The organism is Roseitalea sp., from assembly GCF_984466335.1.
In genome coordinates, this window is the sequence record NZ_CFIFWG010000020.1 from 1 (window position 1) to 19,940 (window position 19,940).

A 19,940-nucleotide genomic window follows, 5' to 3' on the forward strand; every position below is an offset into this window, starting at 1 on the left:
GTCGACAATGTCGACATTCCGGCCGCCTCGCGGCGCGGCATCATCGTCATGAACACCCCGTTCGGCAATTCGATCACCACCGCCGAGCATGCGATCTCGATGATGCTGGCGGTCGCCCGGCAGATTCCCGCCGCCGACATCTCCACGCGCGCCGGAAGGTGGGAGAAGTCGAAATTCATGGGCGTCGAAATCACCGGCAAGACGCTCGGCGTGATCGGCTGCGGCAATATCGGCTCGGTCGTCGCCACGCGGGCCATCGGCCTGAAGATGAACGTGATCGCCTTCGATCCGTTCCTGTCCGAGGAGCGCGCGCGCGATCTGGGCGTCGAAAAGGTGGAGCTGGACGTCCTTCTGGCGCGGGCCGATTTCATCACGCTGCACACGCCGCTGACCGACAGGACGCGCAACGTGATCGACGCGGCGGCGATCGCGAAGATGAAGGACGGCGTGCGCATCATCAACTGCGCGCGCGGCGGCCTGATCGTCGAGGCCGATCTGGCGGCCGCGCTCAAGGACGGCAAGGTGGCGGGCGCCGGCATCGACGTGTTCGAGACCGAGCCTGCCACCGAGAACCCGCTGTTCGCCCTGCCGAACGTCGTCTGCACGCCCCATCTTGGCGCCTCGACCACCGAGGCGCAGGAAAATGTCGCGCTTCAGGTCGCCGAGCAGATGAGCGACTATCTCCTGCGCGGCGCGGTTTCCAATGCGATCAACATGCCCTCGATCACCGCCGAGGAAGCGCCGGTGCTCAAGCCCTTCGTCAAGCTGGCCGAGGTGCTTGGCGCCTTCGTCGGCCAGGTGGCCGAATCGGCCATACTGGAGGTCGAGATCCTCTATGACGGCGTCACCGCCGATCTGAACATCAAGGCGCTGACGAGCGCGGCGCTGGCCGGGCTGATCCGCCCGCAGGTGGCCGACGTCAACATGGTCTCGGCGCCGGTGATGGTCAAGGAACGCGGCGTGATCGTCTCGGAGGTCAAGCGCGACAAGTCGGGCGTCTTCGACGGCTATATCAAGCTGACGGTGAAAAGCGCCAACCGGACGCGCTCGGTCGCCGGCACCGTCTTCGCCGACGGCAAGCCGCGCTTCATCCAGATCAAGGGCATCAATCTGGACGCCGAGATCGGCCGCAACATGATCTACACCACAAACAATGACGCGCCGGGCATCATCGGCATTCTGGGCACGACCTTCGGCGACAATGGCGTCAACATCGCCAATTTCCAGCTCGGCCGGAACCGTCCGGGCGGCGATGCGATCGCGCTTTTGTATGTCGACGACCCGGTGCCCGGCCACGTGCTCGACAAGGTGCGCCAATTCCCCGAAATCCTGTCGGCCAAACCGCTGGTGTTCGACGTTTAGGCTGCTGGCTTGGTGAGCTCCTCATGGTCTTTCGAACCGAAAGGTCAGGGTTAGGCTCCGACCATTCGTAACGAATGGTCGGAAAGGGCGGCCATGGGCCCTAGATGAGCATTGAGCTGGCACGGTGGGACACCGCCGAAAATCTGAACACGCCGGAGCACATTGCGGCCTATCTGGAAGCGGTGTTCGAGGATGGCGGTCCGGTCCGCGCTTGATCGCCGCCGCTCTCGGCGATGTCGCACGGTCCAAGGGCATGACGGAGATCGCCCGCAATGCCGGACGCGAAACCGGTTCCCGCTTTCGCTGGAATTGCTCTACCGCCCGCCGCCCGGCTTGCGCTCGGCCAGCCAGATGCCGCCGATCACCAGGATCATGGCGAGCGCGTGGTGGATACCGAACACCTCGCCCAGGATCGCGATCGCCAGGATCGTGCCGATCACGGGCACCAGGTTGACGAACAGGCCGGCGCGGTTCGAGCCGATCATCTCGACGCCGCGGATGAAGAAGGCCTGCGCCACGATCGCCGGGAAGACGGCCGTGTAGAGCGCGACGAGCCAGCCCTGCCTGTCGGGCAGGATGCCGGCGGGCGACCGCCATTCCCACAAGGCAAAGGGCAGCGAGACGATCATCGCGGCGAACGCCATCGTCACCATCATCGTTTTCCAGTGCAGCTCGGGCTTGGCGCGCAGCGCCACCGAGTAGCCCGCATAAAGAAGGGCGGCCAGCGCCATCAGCGCGTCGCCATGGTTGATCGCCAGCCCCGTCAGCCGCGCGATGCTGCCGCCCGAGGCGACGACCGCCACGCCCGTGACGGACAGAACGAAGCCGGCCATCTGCGCGAATGTGATGGGCGTGCGGAAGATGATGAAGTTCAGCGCGAAGATGATCATCGGGACCGCGGCCTGCCAGATGGCCACATTGATCGCGGTCGTGTGGTTGAGCGCCGAATAGAGCACGATGTTGAAGCCGGCGAAGCCCAGGGCGCCATAGGCGAACAGGAGCGGCAGGTGCCGCACGGCCTTGCGGCGCTCTGCCCAGAACCGCGGGCCGGCGATGACCGCAAGGATGGCGAACGCGATCACCCAGCGCAGGCTGGTCAGGATCATCGGCGAGACATGGTCGACGGCCATCTTGCCGGCGACGGCATTGCCGCCCCAGAACAGGGTGGTCAGGACCAGCAGCACATAGGCGATGCGATTGACGTTCGCGGTCTGGACGGTGTCGCTGGACATTGAGCCTTCCCTGCTCCGGGCGGCCTAAATGGCGCAGCCAACGTGCGAAAGCGAGCGAAAAGCTGTCATCGCAACAATCGGCGAGGCGGACGGCTCTCGCGCTTTTCACCGCCTGCCGCTATAGACGCCTCGTTTGTTTGGCAAGGCAGGGAACGGCATCCAATGGCCAATGTGGTGGTGGTCGGCTCGCAATGGGGCGACGAAGGCAAGGGCAAGATCGTCGACTGGCTGTCCGAGCGCGCCGACGTGGTCGTGCGCTTTCAGGGCGGGCACAATGCCGGCCATACGCTGGTGGTCGGCGGCGTCACCTACAAATTGTCCCTCCTGCCTTCGGGCGTCGTCCGCCAGGGCAAGATGAGCATCATCGGCAATGGCGTCGTGTTCGATCCCCATGCGTTCGTGGCGGAACTGGCGCGGCTGGCCGGGCAGGGCGTCGCCATCGGACCCGAACGCCTGCGTATCGCCGAAAACACCGCGCTGATCCTGTCGGTGCACCGGGAACTGGACGCGCTGCGCGAGGATGCGGCGTCCAATTCGGGCACCAAGATCGGCACGACGCGCCGTGGCATCGGTCCCGCCTATGAGGACAAGGTGGGCCGGCGCGCCGTCCGGGCCATGGACCTGGCCAACATGGAAACCCTGCCCGCCAAGGTCGACCGCCTTCTCACCCACCACAATGCGCTGCGGCGCGGTCTCAACCAGCCCGAGATCGGCCATCAGGCGCTGATGGAGGAGTTGTCCTCGGTGCGCGAGACGATCCTGCCCTTCGTCGACAAGGTGTGGAAGGTGCTGGACGACAAGCGCCGCGCGGGCGCGCGCATCCTGTTCGAGGGCGCCCAGGGCACGTTTCTCGACATCGATCACGGCACCTACCCGTTCGTGACGTCCTCGAACACGATCTCCGGCCAGGCCGCCACCGGGTCCGGCCTCGGTCCCGGCGCGGTCGACTATGTGCTCGGCATAACCAAGGCTTATACGACGCGCGTCGGCGAAGGGCCTTTTCCGACCGAGCAGGACAATGAGGTCGGCCGGCATCTGGGCGAGCGCGGCCACGAATTCGGCGTGGTGACGGGGCGCAGGCGGCGCTGCGGCTGGTTTGACGCGGTGATGGTTCGCCAGGCGGTGGCGGTCAACGGCATCACCGGCATCGCGCTGACCAAGCTGGACGTGCTCGACGGCATGGAAGCGATCAGGGTCTGTGTCGGCTACGAGCTGGACGGAGCACGTATCGACTACCTTCCGGCCAGCCAGGGCGCGCAGGCGCGGCTGACGCCGGTCTACGAGACGCTGGAGGGCTGGAACGGCACGACCGCCGGCGCGCGCTCGTGGAACGATCTTCCCGCCCAAGCGGTCAAATATGTGCGTCATGTCGAGGAGCTGATCGGCGCGCCGGTTGCCATTCTGTCCACCTCGCCCGAGCGCGATGACACGATACTTGTGACCGATCCGTTTCAAGACTAGTGTCCCGAGTCCGAAGTTCGTATCGTTTTTGGAGTCGCTCCGAAGGAGCTCCAGGTTCGAAAGGACACTAGCAAAGTATTGAATCTGGGGTGACTTTGGATTTGAAGCTCGTTGATGAGCACGACGCAGACAAAGTGACGAGCTTCAAATCCGCCACACTGGTTCAGGTCGCCGGGATCAAGGGTATAGCGGATTGAATTCATGGCAGATTTTGCTGCGATTCTAAAAAAGACCCTCGACAAGATGGGCGAGACGACGCCCGATATGCGCGCGCAGGTCTATCAGAGGGCGCGCGAGACCGTGCAGCGCCAGATCGACGCCATGGCAACGCGCCCGCCGCAAGCGGCGATCGACCGGCAGTTCGCCAAGCTCGACGATGCGATCGCCGGCATCGAGGCCGAATTGGCGCCCGCCGCCGCGCCGCCGGCCAGAGACACGGCGACGGCCGTTGAAGAGGAGCCTGCGCCCGCCACCACGCAGGCCGATCCTGAACCGCAAGCCATGCCGGACGCACCGACCCCGGACTCACCGGCGCCCGACGCGCCCGGTCCGGATGAGCCGACGGTCGATGATGTGCTGGCCTCGCTGGAGGCGGCCTCGGACCGGGTCGAGCCCCATTCCGATGAACCGTTCGGCACTCCGGATGTCGAGCCGGACCCGCCCGCCCCCGAGCCGCCGGTCATGCCGCGCGCGCAAGCGGACGATCCGCTGCTCGACTTCCTCAACGAGCAGCGCGCGACCATGTCTGAAGACGGTGGCGGCGCCGGCGCGGAGGCCGACCGTGCCGCCGACATGCTGTTCGGCGAGGCGGGCGAGACCGTCGGCACACCCGTTTCGCAACCCGCCGACACGGGCGCGATGGCGGCCCAAGATGCCGATACGCTCGCCGGTCAAGCGGGGGGCGTGCCGCCGCTCGATCCCGCGCGGCGCTCTCGCCGAGGTCGGCTGGCGGCCATCGTGCTCGTCCTCGGCTTGGTCGGCGGGGGCGGCTATGCCGCCTATATGAACCAGACGCCGATCCGGGCCTTCCTGTCCGGTTACGGGATCGAACTGCCGATGCCGGGCGCTGAAGATGCCGCAAACGTCGCGGACGAGCAGGGCGTGCCGGTGCGCACCGTCGAGACGACGGCCGTCGACGGCCCGGATCGAACCGATGCGCCCGAGACCGGCCAGGGCACCGTCGGGGCGCCGGTCGACACGGTCAATGCGGCGGGCACGGACGAGGATGTGCAGAAGTTCACGCAACGCCTGACCGAAGACGGCCGCGAAGTGGATGAGGGGCCGGCCGATGGCGCCGCGGGAACGGGCGAGGGCAGCACCGTTGCCGGACAGACCGTGCCTGGGCGCGCGCCCGTGCCGGGCGCCGGCGCGACGGCGCCCGGCACGGATGAGGCCGGCGCGTCGGATGCTGCGGTCGGCCAGCGCGCCATCTTCTATGAGGAGCGCACGGGCACCCAGCCGGGCACGGCCAATCAGGGCTCGACCGTCTGGTCGATGGCGCAGGTCTCGCCGGGCGGCGATCTGCCGGTCGAGCCGGCGATCCGCGCCGAGGCGACCGTTCCCGAACTGGATCTCACGCTCGAAATGACGATCCGCCGCAACGGCGATGCAACCTTCCCCGCGAGCCATATCGTCGAACTTTTCTTCACCGTGTCCGAAACGTTCCAGGGGCGCGGCATCGCCGACGTGCAGCGCATCACCTTCAAGAACACCGAGCAGGACCCGGGCAGCGCGCTCATCGCCGTGCCCGCGCCGATCGACACCAACATCTTCCTGGTCGCGCTCACCGACGCGGCGACGGCCGTCCAGACCAACACCGCACTGATGCTCAGCCAGGGCTGGATCGACATTCCGATGCAATATGTGTCGGGCCGCCGCGCGCTGATCACGCTGGAGAAGGGTGCGGCCGGCGACCGCGTGTTCAGCGAGGTGTTCGACGCCTGGGACAGCACCCCGCTCGGGGGCACGGGCGGGGGGTAAGGCCGCCCCGCCGTGGCGCGGTCCGTTCACGAGAGATCCCGGCGGTTGCACCGCCTGGCTTTGGCGTTGATCGGTGAGGGTGCCGCCGCTCAGCCGGCGTGTTCGAGCCGGGTCGGGCCAGCCTTCAGCTTGGCTGCCGCGGCGACCATCACCTTTTGCACCTTCTCGAAGGCGCGCACCTCGATCTGGCGCACGCGTTCGCGCGAGATGTCGAACTCGCCCGAAAGCTCCTCAAGCGTCAGCGGGTCCTCGGACAGGCGGCGCGCCTCGAATATGCGCTTTTCGCGCTCGTTGAGCACGTCCATGGCCTCGCGCAGCATGGCGCGGCGATGGTCCAGCTCGTCCTCGGCGATCAGCATCTCTTCCTGGCTGTCGCTCTCGTCGACGAGCCAGTCCTGCCACTGGCCGCTCTCGCCTTCGGCGGCGCGGATGGGCGCGTTCAGCGAGGCATCGCCGCCAAGGCGCTGGTTCATCGAGCGCACATCCTCCTCGGAGACCTGGAGGTCGGTGGCGATCTTTTTGACCTGGTCCTCGTTGAGGTCGCTGTCGCCGAGCGCCTGGATACGGCTCTTGGCCTTGCGCAGGTTGAAGAACAGCCGCTTCTGGTTGGCCGTCGTGCCCATCTTCACAAGGCTCCACGAGCGCAGGACATATTCCTGGATCGATGCCTTGATCCACCACATGGCATAGGTCGCCAGCCGGAAGCCCCGCTCGGGATCGAATTTCTTGACCGCCTGCATCAGGCCGACATTGCCTTCCGAGACCACTTCGCCCATGGGCAGGCCGTAGCCGCGATAGCCCATGGCGATCTTGGCGACCAGGCGCAGATGCGACGTGACGAGCTTATGGGCGGCGTCGGTGTCGTCATGCTCGTGATAGCGCTTGGCGAGCATGTACTCCTCGTCGGGCTGAAGCATCGGGAAGCGGCGGATTTCCTCCATGTAGCGGGAAAGCCCGTTGCTTCCGCCAGAAATGCTCGGCAGTGTGTTCTGGGCCATTGTCAGCACCCTTTCTCCCATCCTGGCTCCCACGTAAATGCGGCGAGCAAGAGGCGCACGCGCCACACAATGCACGCACGCGCCATATCCCTATTTTTGGGTATCGGCCGTTAAATTATGCTTCGTTAAAATTATGCTTCATGCAATCGGTTTCAAGCCCCTTTAACGTTTACGTAAAATGTGGATCAGCGTCGCCATATCCGTGGGCAGGGGCGCGGAAAACGTCATCATCTTAGCGCTTTGAGGATGCTCGAACCTCAATGTGGCCGCGTGCAGCGCCTGACGGCCGAGGGCCGCTATCGCGCTCCTGGCGCTCTCGGGCAGGGCGTTCGCCTTGCTTTTGAACCCCGCCCCGTAGACCGCATCGCCGATCAGCGGATGGCCGATATGGGCCATGTGCACGCGAATCTGGTGAGTGCGTCCGGTCTCCAGCGTGCAGGCCGCAAGGCCGGCGACCGGCCGGCCGGCCGGCCCGAACCGTTCCTCGACCCGATAGTGCGTGACCGCATGGCGGGCGTCGGGCCGGCTTTCGGAGACGACGGCCTGTTTGGTGCGATCCGATCCGGCGCGGCCGAGGAACGTCTCGATCGTGCCCCTGGTGCGGTCCGGCGCGCCCCAGACCAGCGCCGCGTAGATGCGTTCCATCGCGCCCGTGCGGCCATGGTCGGCGAACTGGGCCGACAGGTGCTTGTGGGCGGCGTCGGTCTTGGCGGCGACCATGACGCCGCTCGTGTCCTTGTCGAGCCGGTGGACGATGCCCGGGCGCCTGACCCCGCCAATGCCCGACAGCGTTTCGCCGCAATGGTGGATCAGCGCGTTGACCAGCGTGCCGGACGGGTTGCCCGCGCCCGGATGCACGACCAGGCCGGCCGGCTTGTCGATGACGATCAGGGCATCGTCTTCATGAAGGACCGACAGCGGGATCGGCTCGCCCCCGGGCGCCGGGTCGACGGGCGGCGGCAGGTCGATGCGCACTTGGTCGCCCTCGGCCATGCGGCGTCTGGCCTCGCGCGCGACCGTGCCGTTGAGCGTCACATGGCCGCCCTCGATCAGCGCCTTGAGGCGGCTGCGCGACAGCGCGCCGCCCGTGGCGCGGACCAGGAACCGGTCCAGCCGCAGGCCGGCATCGGCATCGCTCGCCGTCACGTCTTCCATTTGGCGGCGATCCTTTGTAGTGCGGTGCGCATTGGGAGCCGTGCTACCGGGCGCCGCGCTTCCGGACAAGGCCGACACGATGAACCAACTGCCCCCCGAACTGGCCCAGGACGCGCCGCTCGATCCCGCCGCCGAGCGCGTGCGGCGCAAGATGGTGCGCTTGCTGGCCGTATCGATCGGGATCATGTTCGTGGGCCTGTTCGCCGTCCTGGCGGCCATCGTCTGGCAACTCGGCGAGGCGGCGCGGCCTGCGCCGGCCGAGGCGACCCTTGCCGTTCCGGACGGATTTGCGATCGTCGAAAGCGGCCTTGCGGCGGATGGGGTCATGCTGCGCGGCACCGATGCGGACGGCGCGATGCTGCTTCTGGTCTTCGACCGGTCGACGGGCGTCATGGTCGGCCGATACCGTATTGCGCCGGAGCCTGTTGTCTCCGCTGACTGACAGGCGCGACGTTTGTCTCTTTTCCGCCGTTCACTTGCCCAGTAACGGCAAATTGATCCCAATGTCCCCCTTTACAAGCGGGGCGATTGTTCGGTTTGATAGGCGCGACAAAAAGACGAACGTCCGTTCCGTCGGTTCGGTGAACAGTGGAGATCAAGGCCATTTCCAGGGGCGCCTCAGTACGCTTCGAGAGCGTGCAGAAAAGCTACGACGGCGAGACGCTTGTCGTCAAAGACCTCAACCTCGACATTGCCCGCGGCGAGTTCCTGACCATGCTCGGCCCGTCCGGGTCCGGCAAGACCACGTGCCTGATGATGCTGGCCGGCTTCGAGCCGGCCACCCATGGCGAGATCTATCTGAACGACGAGGGCATCAACAATGTGCCGCCCCACAGGCGCGGCATCGGCATGGTGTTCCAGAACTATGCGCTGTTTCCGCACATGTCGGTGGCCGAGAACCTCGCCTTTCCGTTGCGGGTGCGCGGCGTGGCCAAGGCCGAACAGGAGGCGCGGATCGGGCGGGCGCTCGACATGGTGGAGCTGGGCGCGTTCGGCAACCGGCGGCCGGCGCAGCTTTCGGGCGGCCAGCAGCAGCGCGTGGCGGTGGCGCGCGCGCTCGTCTTCGATCCCGAACTGGTCTTGATGGACGAGCCGCTGGGCGCGCTCGACAAGCAGTTGCGCGAGCAGATGCAGTACGAGATCAAGCACATCCACGAAAATCTCGGCGTGACCATCGTCTATGTGACGCACGACCAGACCGAGGCGCTGACCATGTCGGACCGCGTGGCGGTCTTCAACGACGGCGTGATACAGCAGCTTTCGAGCCCCGATTCGCTCTATGAGGACCCGCAGAATTCGTTCGTCGCCCAGTTCATCGGCGAGAACAACAAGCTGACGGGCCAGGTGGTGGCGCTGGACGGGGCCAATTGCGAGGTGCGCCTCGACGACGGCACGCTGCTGATCGCCGATCCGGTCAATGTCGGCCCGGCGGGCAGCCGCACGACCCTGTCCCTGCGGCCCGAGCGGATCGAACTTGCGCCGTCGGGCGAGCCCGAGAACGTGCTCGACGGCAGGATCGAGGAGCTGATCTATCTGGGCGACCACATCCGCGTGCGCATGAGCGTCGCGGGCAATGATGCGTTCATCGTCAAGGTGCGCAACCGGCGCGACAAGCGGCCGATCGCCGAGGGCGACACGGTGCAGGTCGGCTGGGCGGCTTCCGACTGCAAGGCGCTGGACGCGGTGGCGTGAGCAAATCATCGATTGACCGCCGGCAGTGGTGCCGACGGCAAGTGGGACGGCGGGCGTCCGGACGGCGCATGCCTCCCGAGCACCAAGGGAGCATCACATGAAACTCAAGACCCTGCTGCTGGCGAGCGCGGCCACCGGCCTTCTGGCATCGCCCGCGCTCGCCGACGGCCATATGGCCCTGGCCGAAGCGCCCTGCGAGAACTGCGCCGACGAGATGACGCTCGTCTCCTGGGGCGGCGCCTATCAGACATCGCAGATCAATGCGTATGCCGAACCCTATGCCGAGGTGACCGGCGTCACCATCGTCTGGGACGAGTCCTCGGCCGAGGCGGTGGCCAAGCTGCGCGCCATGAACGAGGCCGGCACCGTCACCTGGGACGTGGTCGATGCGGTGGCGTCGGACTCCATCCGCCTTTGCGACGAGGGTCTTGCGCTTCCGATCGACGGCGAGAAGCATCTCGCGCCGGCGCCGGACGGCACCTCGGCGGACGACGATTTCGGCGCGCTGCGCATCAATGAGTGCTTCGTGCCGCAGATCGTCTATTCGACCACGTTCGGCTATCGCACGGACGTTGCCGAGTGGAACGGCGCCGTGCCGGACGATGTGTGCGACGTGTTCGATCTGGAGACCTTCCCCGGCCAGCGCTCCCTTCAGCGTCGCCCGATCGACAATATGGAGTGGGCGCTCTATTGCGACGGCGTCGCCAAGGACGCGCTCTATGACGTTCTGGGAACCGACGAGGGCGTCGATCGCGCCTTTGCCAAGCTCGACACCATCAAGGACGAGGTGATCTGGTGGACCGCCGGCGCCGAAACGCCGCAGCTTCTGGCCGATGGCGAGGTCGTGATCGGCTCGACCTTCAACGGCCGCCTGTTCTCGGCGATCGCCGAGCAGAACCAGCCGATCGCCATGCTGTGGGACATGCAGTCCTTCGACCTTGACGGCTGGATCATTCCCGAAGGACTGGACGAGGCGCGGCTGAACCGCGCGATGCACTTCCTGAAATTCGCCACCGACACGCAGCGGCTGGCAGATCAGGCCAAATGGATCTCCTACGGCCCGGCGCGCGCGTCCTCGGCGCCTCTGGTCGGCACGCACGCCGAACTGGGCATCGACATGGCGCCGCACATGCCGACCGATCCGGCGAACGCCACCAACGTCCACAATTACGACTATGAGTGGTGGGCCGACAATCGTGACGATCTGGATGCCAGGTTCCAGGCCTGGCTGACCCGCTAAGGGCCCGTGGGGGACAGGATTTGCAGCCTGGTATGGTCGAACATCGTTCGGTTCCAGGAGCCGTGCCGCGGGAAGGGCCGCCCCCTTTCAAGGTCCGGCGACGCCTAAATGGGCGATTTTCGCCATATCCCTTCGGGCCCGGCACGCGCCAGGCCCGAAACCTGAACCTCCACGGGCATTAGGGCATGTTCCCGAAACGTGTATGCTGTTTTCGGACGGGAACATGCTCAAAATCAAAGAGTTGGAGCATTATACGTGAATCGGGGATCACGAGAAATGCTCTAGACATCATCCCGGAACGCGGCGCCGCGAGCGCCGCGTTCCCCCTCCGGTTCCCGGCCGGCAACCCGAACCGCAAGAGACGGGGATTTCCATGAGCGGCGCGACAGAGACACAAGGCCCGGCGATACGCGATGACGGCATCATGCGCGCTGCCGATGGAACGCCCCTCAAGCGCAGCCTCGCCCGCGCCCTGCGTCGCGAGAAGATGCGATCGCTGACGCTGATCGCGCCGCTTCTGGCCTTCATCCTGATTACCTTCCTTCTGCCGATCGCCGACATGCTGTTCCGCTCGGTCGAGAACTCGATCGTCCGCGACACGCTGCCCGAGACCGTTGAGACGCTGGCCGACTGGGATCCGCAAAGCGGCCGGGCGCCCGACGAACGGGTCTACGCGGCGCTGTTCCACGATCTGCAAAGCGCGGTCGAGCAGCGCATCCACACGCGCGTCGGCTCGCGGCTCAACTACGAGCAGTCGGGCATGTCGGGCCTGTTCCGCAGGACCGGCCGGGCCATCCGGCGCATGGACGAGGCGGGCCCCTTCAAGGCGCAGTTCCTCCAGGTCGATGAGGACTGGGCCGATGTCGAGGTCTGGTCGACCATCCGCCGCTACAGTCCAGCCTACACGCCCGGTTATTTCCTGACCGCGGTCGATGCCGACCTCACCGACCGGGGCGTCCGGCTCAAGCCCGAGGACGAGCGCATCCATCTGATGCTGTTTTCGCGCACCATGGTGATGAGCCTGGTCATCACCGTTTCCTGCCTGCTGCTGGGCTATCCGATCGCCTACCTTCTCGCCCATTTGCGGGCGCGCACGGCGAACCTTCTGATGATCCTTGTGCTGCTGCCGTTCTGGACCTCGCTTCTGGTGCGGACCTCGGCGTGGAAGGTGTTGTTGCAGCAGCAGGGCGTGATCAACGATTTCCTCGTCTGGACGCGCATCATCGACGATGCGGGACGGCTGGTGATGATCAACAACCAGACCGGCACCATCATCGCCATGACGCACATTCTGCTGCCGTTCATGATCCTTCCGCTCTATTCGGTGATGCAGACGATCTCGCCCTCCTATGTGCGCGCCGCAAAAAGCCTTGGCGCGACGGACTGGACGGCGTTCTGGCGGGTCTATTTCCCGCAGACCGTGCCGGGCATCGGGGCGGGGGCGATCCTCGTCTTCATCCTCGCCATCGGCTACTACATCACGCCCGAACTGGTCGGCGGCACGTCCGGCATCTTCATCTCCAACCGGATCGCCTTCCACATCTCCATCAGCCTCAATTGGGGCCTTGCGGCCGCGCTCGGCGTCTTGCTGCTGCTGCTCGTCTTGTTGTTGTTCTATGTCTATGACCGCATCGTGGGCATCGACAATGTGAAGCTCGGATAGGGGCACGACCGACCATGCGTTCAGCGCTTCCGCCCTACGCCTCGCCCCTACAGGTTGCCTGGTTCTATGCGTTCCGGGTGATTTGCGGGCTGATCTTCTTTTTCCTGATCTTTCCGATCCTGGTGATCGTGCCGCTGTCGTTCAACGCGCAGAACTTCTTCACCTTCACGCCGGAGATGCTGACCCTCGATCCGGCCGGCTACTCGCTCAAGCACTATGAGGACTTCTTCACCAATCCGGACTGGCAGCGGGCGCTGTGGAACTCTGTGACGATCGCGCCGGCGGCGACGATCCTGGCGACCGTGCTCGGCACGCTGGCGGCGATCGGTCTCAGCCAGGCGCATGTGCCGTTCAGATCGGCGATCATGGCGATGCTGATCTCGCCGATGATCGTGCCGCTGATCATCTCGGCGGCGGGCATGTATTTCTTCTATTCGCGCATCGGGCTGCAGGGCGAGTTTCTGGGCATCGTCCTTGCGCATGCGGCGCTCGGCACCCCGTTCGTGATCATCACCGTGACGGCGACGCTCGTCGGCTTCGACCGGTCGCTGACCCGCGCGGCGGCGAGCCTTGGCGCCGACCCGATCACCACCTTCTTCAAGGTACAGATGCCGCTGATCATGCCGGGCGTGATCTCGGGTGCTCTGTTCGCCTTCATCACATCGTTCGACGAGGTGGTCGTGGTGCTGTTCGTCGGCTCGGCCAGCCAGAAGACGCTGCCCTGGCAGATGTTCATCGGCTTGCGCGAGCAGATTTCGCCGACGATCCTGGCGGTCGCCTCGATCATGGTGGCGCTGTCGGTCCTGCTCCTGTTCACGCTTGAGATGCTGAGGCGGCGTTCGGAGCGTCTGCGCGGGCTGTCGCCCGCCTGACGGTGGGGCGGCTCGGCATGCGCCGCGCCGGGCGTGCGCGTCGTGCCATCGGGACGATTGCGACCCGGCGTGTCGCTCTTCCGCCTGCGTTGCCGAGTTCGGGTGCGGTTACACTCGCACCCCGGAGCATGTTCGCGAAATATATGCGGGTTTCGGATAAGAACATGCTTATAATCAAAGAGTTGGAGCATTGCACGTGAATCGGGAATCGTAAGGAGCCCCCAAAGGCCCTAAATCGCGCAGCCGGAACGCAAGGGAGGAGCGGTCATGCCGCTTGCGATGAATCGTGAGGTGTTCGTGACCTGTGCGGTGACCGGATCGGGCGCCACGCAGGATCGCTCGCCTCTGGTGCCGCGTTCGCCCGCCGAGATCGCCGAAAGCGCCATCGGCGCGGCGCGGGCCGGCGCCGCCATCGTCCACTGCCACGTCCGCGATCCCGAGACCGGCAAACCCTCGCGGCGGCTGGACCTTTACCGGGACGTCACCGAGCGCATCCGCGCCGCCGGCGTCGACATGGTGCTCAATCTGACCGCCGGCATGGGGGGCGATCTGGTGTTCGGCTCGGCCGAGGCCCCGCTGCCGCTCGATGCGCACGGCACGGACATGATCGGCGCGACCGAACGGCTTGCCCATGTCGCCCAATGCCGGCCCGAGATCTGCACGCTCGACTGCGGCACCATGAACTTCGCCGAGGCCGACTATGTGATGACAAACACGCCGGGCATGCTGCGCGCCATGGGCGCGCGCATGACCGAACTGGGCGTCAAGCCGGAGATCGAGGCGTTCGACACCGGCCATTTGTGGTTCGCTCGGGAACTTGTGCGCGAGAGCACGCTCGAAAGCCCCGCTCTGGTGCAACTGTGCATGGGCGTGCCCTGGGGCGCGCCGAACGATCTGAACACCTATATGGCCATGGTCAACGCCGTGCCGTCCGGCTGGCACTGGTCGGCCTTCTCGCTGGGTCGCGACCAGATGGCCTATGTGGCCGCAGCGGTGCTCGCCGGCGGCAATGTGCGCGTCGGGCTCGAAGACAATCTGTTCCTCGAAAAGGGCGTGCCGGCGACGAACGCGCAGCTTGTCGAACGCGCGGTCGGCATCATCGAGCGCATGGGCGCGCGCGTGATCGGGCCGCAGGAGGTGCGTGACCGGCTCGGGCTCGTCAAGAGGCCGCCGCTATGAAGGCCGCGATCATCGGGGGCGGGGTGATCGGCGGCGGCTGGGCGGCCCGCTTCCTGCTCAATGGCTGGGACGTGGCGGTCCACGACCCCGACCCTGACGCCCAGCGCAAGGTCGGCGCGGTGATCGACGGGGCGCGCAGGTCGATGCCCGCGCTCTATGACCGGCCCTTGCCCGCCGAGGGCGATCTGTCCTTCGCGGACAGGCTGGACGATGTCGTCGCGGGCGCCGACTGGGTGCAGGAAAGCGTGCCCGAACGCATTGCGCTCAAGCACGCCGTCCTCGGCGCGGTTTGCGACGCGGCGCCGGGCGATGCCGTGATCGGATCGTCGACGTCCGGCTTCACGCCGTCCGAGCTCAATGCCCAAGGGGGGCGCGCCATCGTCGCCCACCCCTTCAACCCGGTCTATCTGCTGCCGCTGGTCGAACTGGTCGGCGACGCCGGGACCTGCGACCGCGCCGCCGCCGTCCTGCGCGGGCTCGGCATGTATCCGCTGGTCGTGCGCGGGGAGATCGCGGCCCACATCGCCGACCGGCTCCTGGAAGCGGTCTGGCGCGAGGCGTTGTGGCTCGTCCGCGACGGCGTTGCGACAACGGCGGAAATCGACGAGGCCATCCGTATGGGCTTCGGCCTGCGCTGGGCGCAGATGGGCCTGTTCGAGACCTATCGCATCGCAGGCGGCGAGGCGGGGATGGCCCATTTCATCGCCCAGTTCGGACCGGCCCTCAAATGGCCGTGGACGAAGCTGACCGACGTGCCAGAACTGACCGATGCGCTCGTCGAGACGATCGCGGCACAGTCGGATGCGCAGTCGGGCCATATGTCGATCGCGGAGCTGGAGACGCTGCGCGACGCCAACCTGGTCGGCATGCTGCGACACTTGAAGACGACGCGTTCAGGGGCTGGCGGCGTCATTGCCGCCCATGAAGAGATGCTTGACCGCGCTCATTCGCCCGCGACCGGCGCGGTGTGAGGCGGCGCCGGCGCGCCCCTTTGCGCCGGCTTTGCATCCTGGTTTCCGGTCGGCTGGAGCGGCAGGGACACCTGAAAGCACGAACCGTCGGCGGACGTGCTGGCAAGGCCGATCGTGCCGCCGAGGCGTTCGGTGATCTGGCGGCATATGGCAAGGCCGAGGCCCGACCCGCCGCGATCGCCGGCCGTGTTCAGCCAGTCGCGCCCGAACTTCGAAAAAAGGCTGTCGCGAAGGGCCGGCGCGATGCCCGGCCCTGTGTCGATGATCGAGACCAGTGCCTCCCCGCCGCGCCGCTCGATGCGCGCGATCACCCTTGGGTCCGGCGGATCGGAGAACTTGATGGCGTTCGACAGCAGGTTGAGGAAGACCTGCTTGAGCCGGTCGGGATCGGCGCGGACCCGGACCGGCCCGGCCGGAAGCTCGGTCAGCACGCGCACGCCGCGCCGTTCGGCGAGACTCATCATCGTATCGATCGATCCCGACAGGAGCGCCTTCAGCTCGACCGGCTCCATGTTCCAGGCGATCTGGCCGCTTTCCATGGCGCTCAGGTCGAGGATCTCGTCGAGCAGCCGCGTCAGGCGCTGGCTCTCCTGCTTGACGATCTGGACGAAGCGGCGCGAGTGGGGCGTGTCGAGCGTTTCGGCCTCCGACAAAAGTTCGGCGAACGAGCGGATCGAGGTCATCGGGGTGCGCAATTCGTGGCTGACGCGGCTTAGAAAGTCGTCCTTCATCTGGTCGAGCCGCTGCAATGTCTCGTTGGCCGCCTTGAGCTTTTCGGCCGTCTCCTGAAGTTCTGCCGACTTGCGTTCCAGCTCCTGGCTGTAGCGGATCGCCGCGCGGGTCTCGTCGAGAAGGGCCATCACCGTATCGACGCTCAGCGGCGCGCCCTTGACGATGCGCGAGACCATCAGCCGCGCCGAGGCGGCGCCGATGCCCGATGCGAGCGCGCGCTCGACCCGGGTGATGAAATGGGCGTCCGGCAGGGGATCGCGGCCGGGCCGGCCTTGCATTGCGGCCTCGCTGTCGAACACCTCTTCGGTGCGCGCCGGACCCAGCACCCGTTCGGCCACGCGGCGCAGATCCTCGACCGAGGCCGAGCGTGGCAGCACCGGTTCGCCCTCCGAAGCCGGCCGCCGGAAGATGTCGACGAAGATGGCGCCTTGCAGCCGGCCGATCGGGTTGGTCCGGGTCGACGCCGACACGAGCACGAAGGCGCCGATGTTGAGCGAAAGGCTCCAGAAGGTGGCGTGGACGAGCGGGTCCCAGCCCGATGCGCCGAACAGCGCCGTCGGCGCCAGCGCCGCGATGCCGAACGGCCCCGAGGCGAGGATGGCCTCGATGCCCGGCAGGGGCAGGCTGGGCAGCACCAGCGTATAGGCCCAGACCGCAAAGCCCGCGCAAAGGCCGGCGATGGCGCCGTGCCGGTTGGCCGCCTGCCAGAACAGCGCGCCGACCAGCGCGGGCAGGAACTGGGCGACGCCGGCGAACGAGATCAGTCCGATCGAGGCGAGCGCGCCGCCGCCGGTGGCCGAGCGGTAGTAGACGTAACCGAGCGCCAGGATGCCGGCGATCGATACACGCCGCACCACAAGGATCGTGCGCGACAGGTCCCGGGGCACGCGTCCGCCGAGCCGGCCGTTGAGCAGGAGCGGCAGCGCCAGATGGTTGGAGATCATGATCGACAGGGCGATCGAGGAGATGATCACCATCGACGTGCCCGCCGAAAGCCCGCCGATGAAGGCGATCAGCGCCAGCTCATGACGGCCGGCGGTGAGCGGCACCCAAAGAACGAAAAGGTCCGGATCGGCGGTCGCCGGCAGCTTGGCCAGCCCGGCCGCGGCGATCGGCAGGACGAACAGGCTGATCAGAAACAGATAGAGCGGGAACAGCCAGGCGGCGGTCGCCAGATGCCGTTCGTTGCGGTTCTCCACGGCCATCACCTGGAACTGGCGCGGCAGGCAGACGATCGCCGCGGCCGAAAGGAAGGTCACCGTGATCCAGCGCGCCTCGCCGCCCGGGGCAATGGTGGCGAGGCGGGCCAGCGCGGCCTCCAGCGCCGGCGCCCGGTCGGCGCCCTCGCCGGGCGCGAGCATGAAGACGACGAACAGGCCGATCATCATCAGCGCGGCCAGCTTGACGATCGATTCGAAGGCGATGGCGGTGACGACGCCCGGATGGCTCTCGTCGGCCGCCAGCCGCCGCGTTCCGAACAGGATCACGAACACGCCCATCACGATCGCCACCCAAAGGCCCGTGTCGGCCCAGATGCCGATCCGGGGGCGGCGGACGGTGAAGCCCGCATCGGCATAGACGAGCCCCTCGAACGCCGTGGTGATGCCCTTGAGCTGAAGGGCGATGTAAGGGGTGATCGCGGTGATCGCCATCACGGTGACGATGATGGAAACCAGCGCGCTCTTGCCGTAGCGCGCCGACAGGAAGTCGGCGATCGAGGTGATCTGCTGGCTTCTTGAAATGCGCACGATCTTGCGCAGGACCAGCCACCAGCCCAGGAACACGATGGTCGGCCCGATATAGATGGTCAGGAATTCGAGCCCGTTGCGAACCGCCGAGCCGACCGCGCCGTAGAAGGTCCATGCGGTGCAGTAGACCGCCAGAGAAAGGGTGTAGACCACCGGCGAATTGATGATTGGCCAGCGTCCGCGTTCGGCCGCGCGGTCGCTGGCCCATGCGATGACGAACAGGCCCGCCAGATAGGCGACGCCGACGACAAGGACGAGGGCGGGCGACAGCATCGCCGGCTACGGCCCGTGCCGCTCCGGCCCCCTCCGGGGCGGCAAGGCGCGGCGGGCAACGATCGCGCAAAGACCGATGGCGGCCGCCCAGATCCCGAACGTGTAGAGCGCCAGAAGGGGTATGCCCAGCAAAGAAACCGGGCGGTCGAACAGACCCAGCACCGGCGGCGTCAGCAGGATCGCCGCAAGGGCCGGCACGATCCAGCGCAACTCGGCCCAAAGAGCCGTGGGCGTGCGGTCAGGTTCCATGGTCGGCCTCGCGCGAGCCCTTTGCGCCGGCGCCGATCAGCCGCGCGATCTGGGCGAGCAGGTCGCGATTGGCGAACGGCTTGGTCACGAAAGCGTTCGCGCCCAGCGCGATCATGCGCTTGCGGTCGGCGTCCTGCCCCTTGGCGGTCAGCACGAGCACCGGAACGGTCTTGCCGAACGCCGCGGCGCGCAGATCGCCGAGAATCGCAAAGCCGTCCTTGCCGGGCAGCATCGCGTCCAGAATGACCAGGTCGGGCCGCTCCCGCTCTATGGCCGCATTGACCTCGCCGCCTTTCTGCACGGCGACCAGCTTATAGCCTTCCCGCCCCAGCAGGAAGGTCAGCGACTCAAGGATGAAGGGTTCATCCTCGGCGATGAGAATCCGGGACGTCATATCGGTCGGCTTCCTCCCCGGCCGCAAGCGCGGCGGACCCTCGCGCTCCGGCCTGGCCGCATCATTTCACATCTGCGCGGCAACGTCCAACGCGCCCCGCCGGTAAGGGGGCGCCGAGGGTGCTGCGGCGCTGTCCGGCCGGTCGAGCCGCAGCGCGGGGAAGGCGCGCTGGTCGCAGCCGGCCCGCGTGCACGCGCGGCATTCCCAGCCGACGGGCGCGGCATGTCCCGGGCCGAGCGCGTCGGCGTGGACGATGCGGCCGCCATGATGGGCTTCGCAGGCCAGCATGATCGCATAGCGCGCCTCGGGTCTGGCGCTCGACGATGTGCCCTTGCGCACCTGGCGGGCCATGAACAGCAGGTGCCGGCCGTCCGGCATGGCCGCGCGCTGCGCGACCAGACGGTCGGTCGCAAAAGCGCCGTAAAGCGCCCAAAGCGGACAGGCGCCGCCGAATTGCGGCATGCGCAGGCCCGGCAGCGAAAAGCGCTTGGAGATGTTGCCTGCGGGGTCGGCGCGCACGAAGGCGAACGGCACGCCCGCAGCGCCTGGCCGCCGCAGCGTGACCAGCCGGTGCGCCACCTGCTCGAAGCTGGCGTTGAAGCGCGCCTGCAGGTGCGCCAGGTCGTAGCGGCCGCTCTCGGCCGCTTCCAGGAACCGTTCATAGGGCATCAGCACGGTGCCGGCGCCGTAGCGGGCCAGCGCATCGGGGTCGATCGCCACCGTCAGCAGCTCGCGCCGG

General features: G+C 66.8%; 16 protein-coding genes and 1 pseudogene. 10 read left to right on the plus strand and 7 right to left on the minus strand.

All coding sequences use genetic code 11. From position 1 onward, the window contains the following. On the plus strand, positions 1 to 1,362 hold a 1,362-nt coding region (gene serA / locus AC5E6L_RS03245), incomplete at its 5' end, for a phosphoglycerate dehydrogenase (protein WP_491771265.1). A 314-nt stretch (positions 1,363 to 1,676) separates the two neighbouring features. On the opposite strand, the gene AC5E6L_RS03250 is transcribed toward serA, so the two are convergent. Beyond that, positions 1,677 to 2,594 carry a DMT family transporter gene (locus tag AC5E6L_RS03250; protein WP_491228830.1) on the minus strand — a complete coding sequence of 306 codons (918 nt, stop codon included), beginning with the start codon at positions 2,592 to 2,594 and terminating at the stop codon, positions 1,677 to 1,679. Between the two features lie 162 nt (positions 2,595 to 2,756). Between AC5E6L_RS03250 and AC5E6L_RS03255 the strand changes: the two genes are divergently transcribed. Both AC5E6L_RS03255 and AC5E6L_RS03260 read left to right on the plus strand, forming a co-directional pair. Then, a complete protein-coding gene (locus AC5E6L_RS03255; RefSeq protein ID WP_491228831.1) occupies positions 2,757 to 4,055 on the plus strand; it encodes an adenylosuccinate synthase in 1,299 nt (432 codons plus the stop codon). 201 nt (positions 4,056 to 4,256) lie between these two features. After that, positions 4,257 to 6,035, plus strand: a complete 1,779-nt coding sequence (locus AC5E6L_RS03260; RefSeq protein ID WP_491771268.1) for a hypothetical protein — start codon at positions 4,257 to 4,259, stop codon at positions 6,033 to 6,035. An 89-nt stretch (positions 6,036 to 6,124) separates the two neighbouring features. On the opposite strand, the gene rpoH is transcribed toward AC5E6L_RS03260, so the two are convergent. Next, positions 6,125 to 7,033, minus strand: coding sequence for an RNA polymerase sigma factor RpoH (gene rpoH, locus AC5E6L_RS03265; protein WP_491229957.1), 909 nt, complete (start codon positions 7,031 to 7,033; stop codon positions 6,125 to 6,127). A 162-nt stretch (positions 7,034 to 7,195) separates the two neighbouring features. Continuing rightward, on the minus strand, positions 7,196 to 8,188 hold the full coding sequence (locus AC5E6L_RS03270) for an RluA family pseudouridine synthase (protein ID WP_491771270.1): 993 nt from the start codon (positions 8,186 to 8,188) through the stop codon (positions 7,196 to 7,198). Positions 8,189 to 8,267: 79 nt separating this feature from the next. On the opposite strand from AC5E6L_RS03270, the gene AC5E6L_RS03275 reads away from it, so the two are divergent. The 7 genes and pseudogenes from AC5E6L_RS03275 to AC5E6L_RS03305 form a co-directional block, all read left to right on the plus strand. Further along, positions 8,268 to 8,630, plus strand: coding sequence for a hypothetical protein (locus AC5E6L_RS03275; RefSeq protein ID WP_491229955.1), 363 nt, complete (start codon positions 8,268 to 8,270; stop codon positions 8,628 to 8,630). A 146-nt stretch (positions 8,631 to 8,776) separates the two neighbouring features. Then, on the plus strand, positions 8,777 to 9,880 hold the full coding sequence (locus AC5E6L_RS03280; RefSeq protein ID WP_491229954.1) for an ABC transporter ATP-binding protein: 1,104 nt from the start codon (positions 8,777 to 8,779) through the stop codon (positions 9,878 to 9,880). 97 nt (positions 9,881 to 9,977) lie between these two features. After that, positions 9,978 to 11,120 (plus strand): extracellular solute-binding protein, encoded by a 1,143-nt coding sequence (locus AC5E6L_RS03285; protein WP_491771273.1) that lies wholly within the window; start codon positions 9,978 to 9,980, stop codon positions 11,118 to 11,120. 373 nt (positions 11,121 to 11,493) lie between these two features. Continuing rightward, positions 11,494 to 12,783, plus strand: a complete 1,290-nt coding sequence (locus AC5E6L_RS03290) for an ABC transporter permease (protein WP_491771275.1) — start codon at positions 11,494 to 11,496, stop codon at positions 12,781 to 12,783. Positions 12,784 to 12,797: 14 nt separating this feature from the next. Further along, positions 12,798 to 13,655: an ABC transporter permease gene (locus AC5E6L_RS03295; RefSeq protein ID WP_491230795.1), complete on the plus strand. Its 858-nt coding sequence runs from the start codon at positions 12,798 to 12,800 to the stop codon at positions 13,653 to 13,655. Positions 13,656 to 13,922: 267 nt separating this feature from the next. Next, positions 13,923 to 14,834 (plus strand): 3-dehydrocarnitine:acetyl-CoA trimethylamine transferase BcoG, encoded by a 912-nt coding sequence (gene bcoG / locus AC5E6L_RS03300; protein WP_491229704.1) that lies wholly within the window; start codon positions 13,923 to 13,925, stop codon positions 14,832 to 14,834. Further along, positions 14,831 to 15,769 (plus strand): annotated as a pseudogene (locus AC5E6L_RS03305) (3-hydroxyacyl-CoA dehydrogenase NAD-binding domain-containing protein); the annotation flags it as partial. The gene bcoG and the pseudogene AC5E6L_RS03305, both read left to right, overlap by 4 nt. Before the next feature lie 8 nt (positions 15,770 to 15,777). On the opposite strand, the gene AC5E6L_RS03310 reads toward AC5E6L_RS03305, so the two are convergent. The 4 genes from AC5E6L_RS03310 to AC5E6L_RS03325 all read right to left on the minus strand — a co-directional run. Then, positions 15,778 to 18,558, minus strand: a complete 2,781-nt coding sequence (locus tag AC5E6L_RS03310; RefSeq protein ID WP_491229703.1) for an ATP-binding protein — start codon at positions 18,556 to 18,558, stop codon at positions 15,778 to 15,780. A gap of 6 nt (positions 18,559 to 18,564) precedes the next feature. Then, entirely contained in the window at positions 18,565 to 18,807 is a 243-nt protein-coding gene (locus tag AC5E6L_RS03315) for a hypothetical protein (RefSeq protein WP_491229702.1), read from the minus strand. Further along, positions 18,797 to 19,201 (minus strand): response regulator transcription factor, encoded by a 405-nt coding sequence (locus tag AC5E6L_RS03320; protein ID WP_491229701.1) that lies wholly within the window; start codon positions 19,199 to 19,201, stop codon positions 18,797 to 18,799. Before AC5E6L_RS03320 ends, AC5E6L_RS03315 begins: the two co-directional genes overlap by 11 nt. A 66-nt stretch (positions 19,202 to 19,267) precedes the next feature. Continuing rightward, positions 19,268 to 19,940, minus strand: a 673-nt coding sequence (locus AC5E6L_RS03325) for a short-chain fatty acyl-CoA regulator family protein (protein ID WP_491771279.1), incomplete at its 5' end; no start/stop codon positions are given.

What these genes read in the sequence shown, in the direction of transcription:
- AC5E6L_RS03255 (WP_491228831.1), top strand. Translation starts at nt 2,757, where the DNA reads ATGGCCAATGTGGTGGTGGTCGGCTCGCAATGGGGCGACGAAGGCAAG.
- bcoG (WP_491229704.1), top strand. Translation starts at nt 13,923, where the DNA reads ATGCCGCTTGCGATGAATCGTGAGGTGTTCGTGACCTGTGCGGTGACC.
- AC5E6L_RS03315 (WP_491229702.1), bottom strand. Translation starts at nt 18,807, where the DNA reads ATGGAACCTGACCGCACGCCCACGGCTCTTTGGGCCGAGTTGCGCTGG.
- AC5E6L_RS03295 (WP_491230795.1), top strand. Translation starts at nt 12,798, where the DNA reads ATGCGTTCAGCGCTTCCGCCCTACGCCTCGCCCCTACAGGTTGCCTGG.
- AC5E6L_RS03290 (WP_491771275.1), top strand. Translation starts at nt 11,494, where the DNA reads ATGAGCGGCGCGACAGAGACACAAGGCCCGGCGATACGCGATGACGGC.
- AC5E6L_RS03275 (WP_491229955.1), top strand. Translation starts at nt 8,268, where the DNA reads ATGAACCAACTGCCCCCCGAACTGGCCCAGGACGCGCCGCTCGATCCC.
- AC5E6L_RS03320 (WP_491229701.1), bottom strand. Translation starts at nt 19,201, where the DNA reads ATGACGTCCCGGATTCTCATCGCCGAGGATGAACCCTTCATCCTTGAG.
- AC5E6L_RS03270 (WP_491771270.1), bottom strand. Translation starts at nt 8,188, where the DNA reads ATGGAAGACGTGACGGCGAGCGATGCCGATGCCGGCCTGCGGCTGGAC.
- rpoH (WP_491229957.1), bottom strand. Translation starts at nt 7,033, where the DNA reads ATGGCCCAGAACACACTGCCGAGCATTTCTGGCGGAAGCAACGGGCTT.
- AC5E6L_RS03285 (WP_491771273.1), top strand. Translation starts at nt 9,978, where the DNA reads ATGAAACTCAAGACCCTGCTGCTGGCGAGCGCGGCCACCGGCCTTCTG.
- AC5E6L_RS03310 (WP_491229703.1), bottom strand. Translation starts at nt 18,558, where the DNA reads ATGCTGTCGCCCGCCCTCGTCCTTGTCGTCGGCGTCGCCTATCTGGCG.
- AC5E6L_RS03250 (WP_491228830.1), bottom strand. Translation starts at nt 2,594, where the DNA reads ATGTCCAGCGACACCGTCCAGACCGCGAACGTCAATCGCATCGCCTAT.
- AC5E6L_RS03260 (WP_491771268.1), top strand. Translation starts at nt 4,257, where the DNA reads ATGGCAGATTTTGCTGCGATTCTAAAAAAGACCCTCGACAAGATGGGC.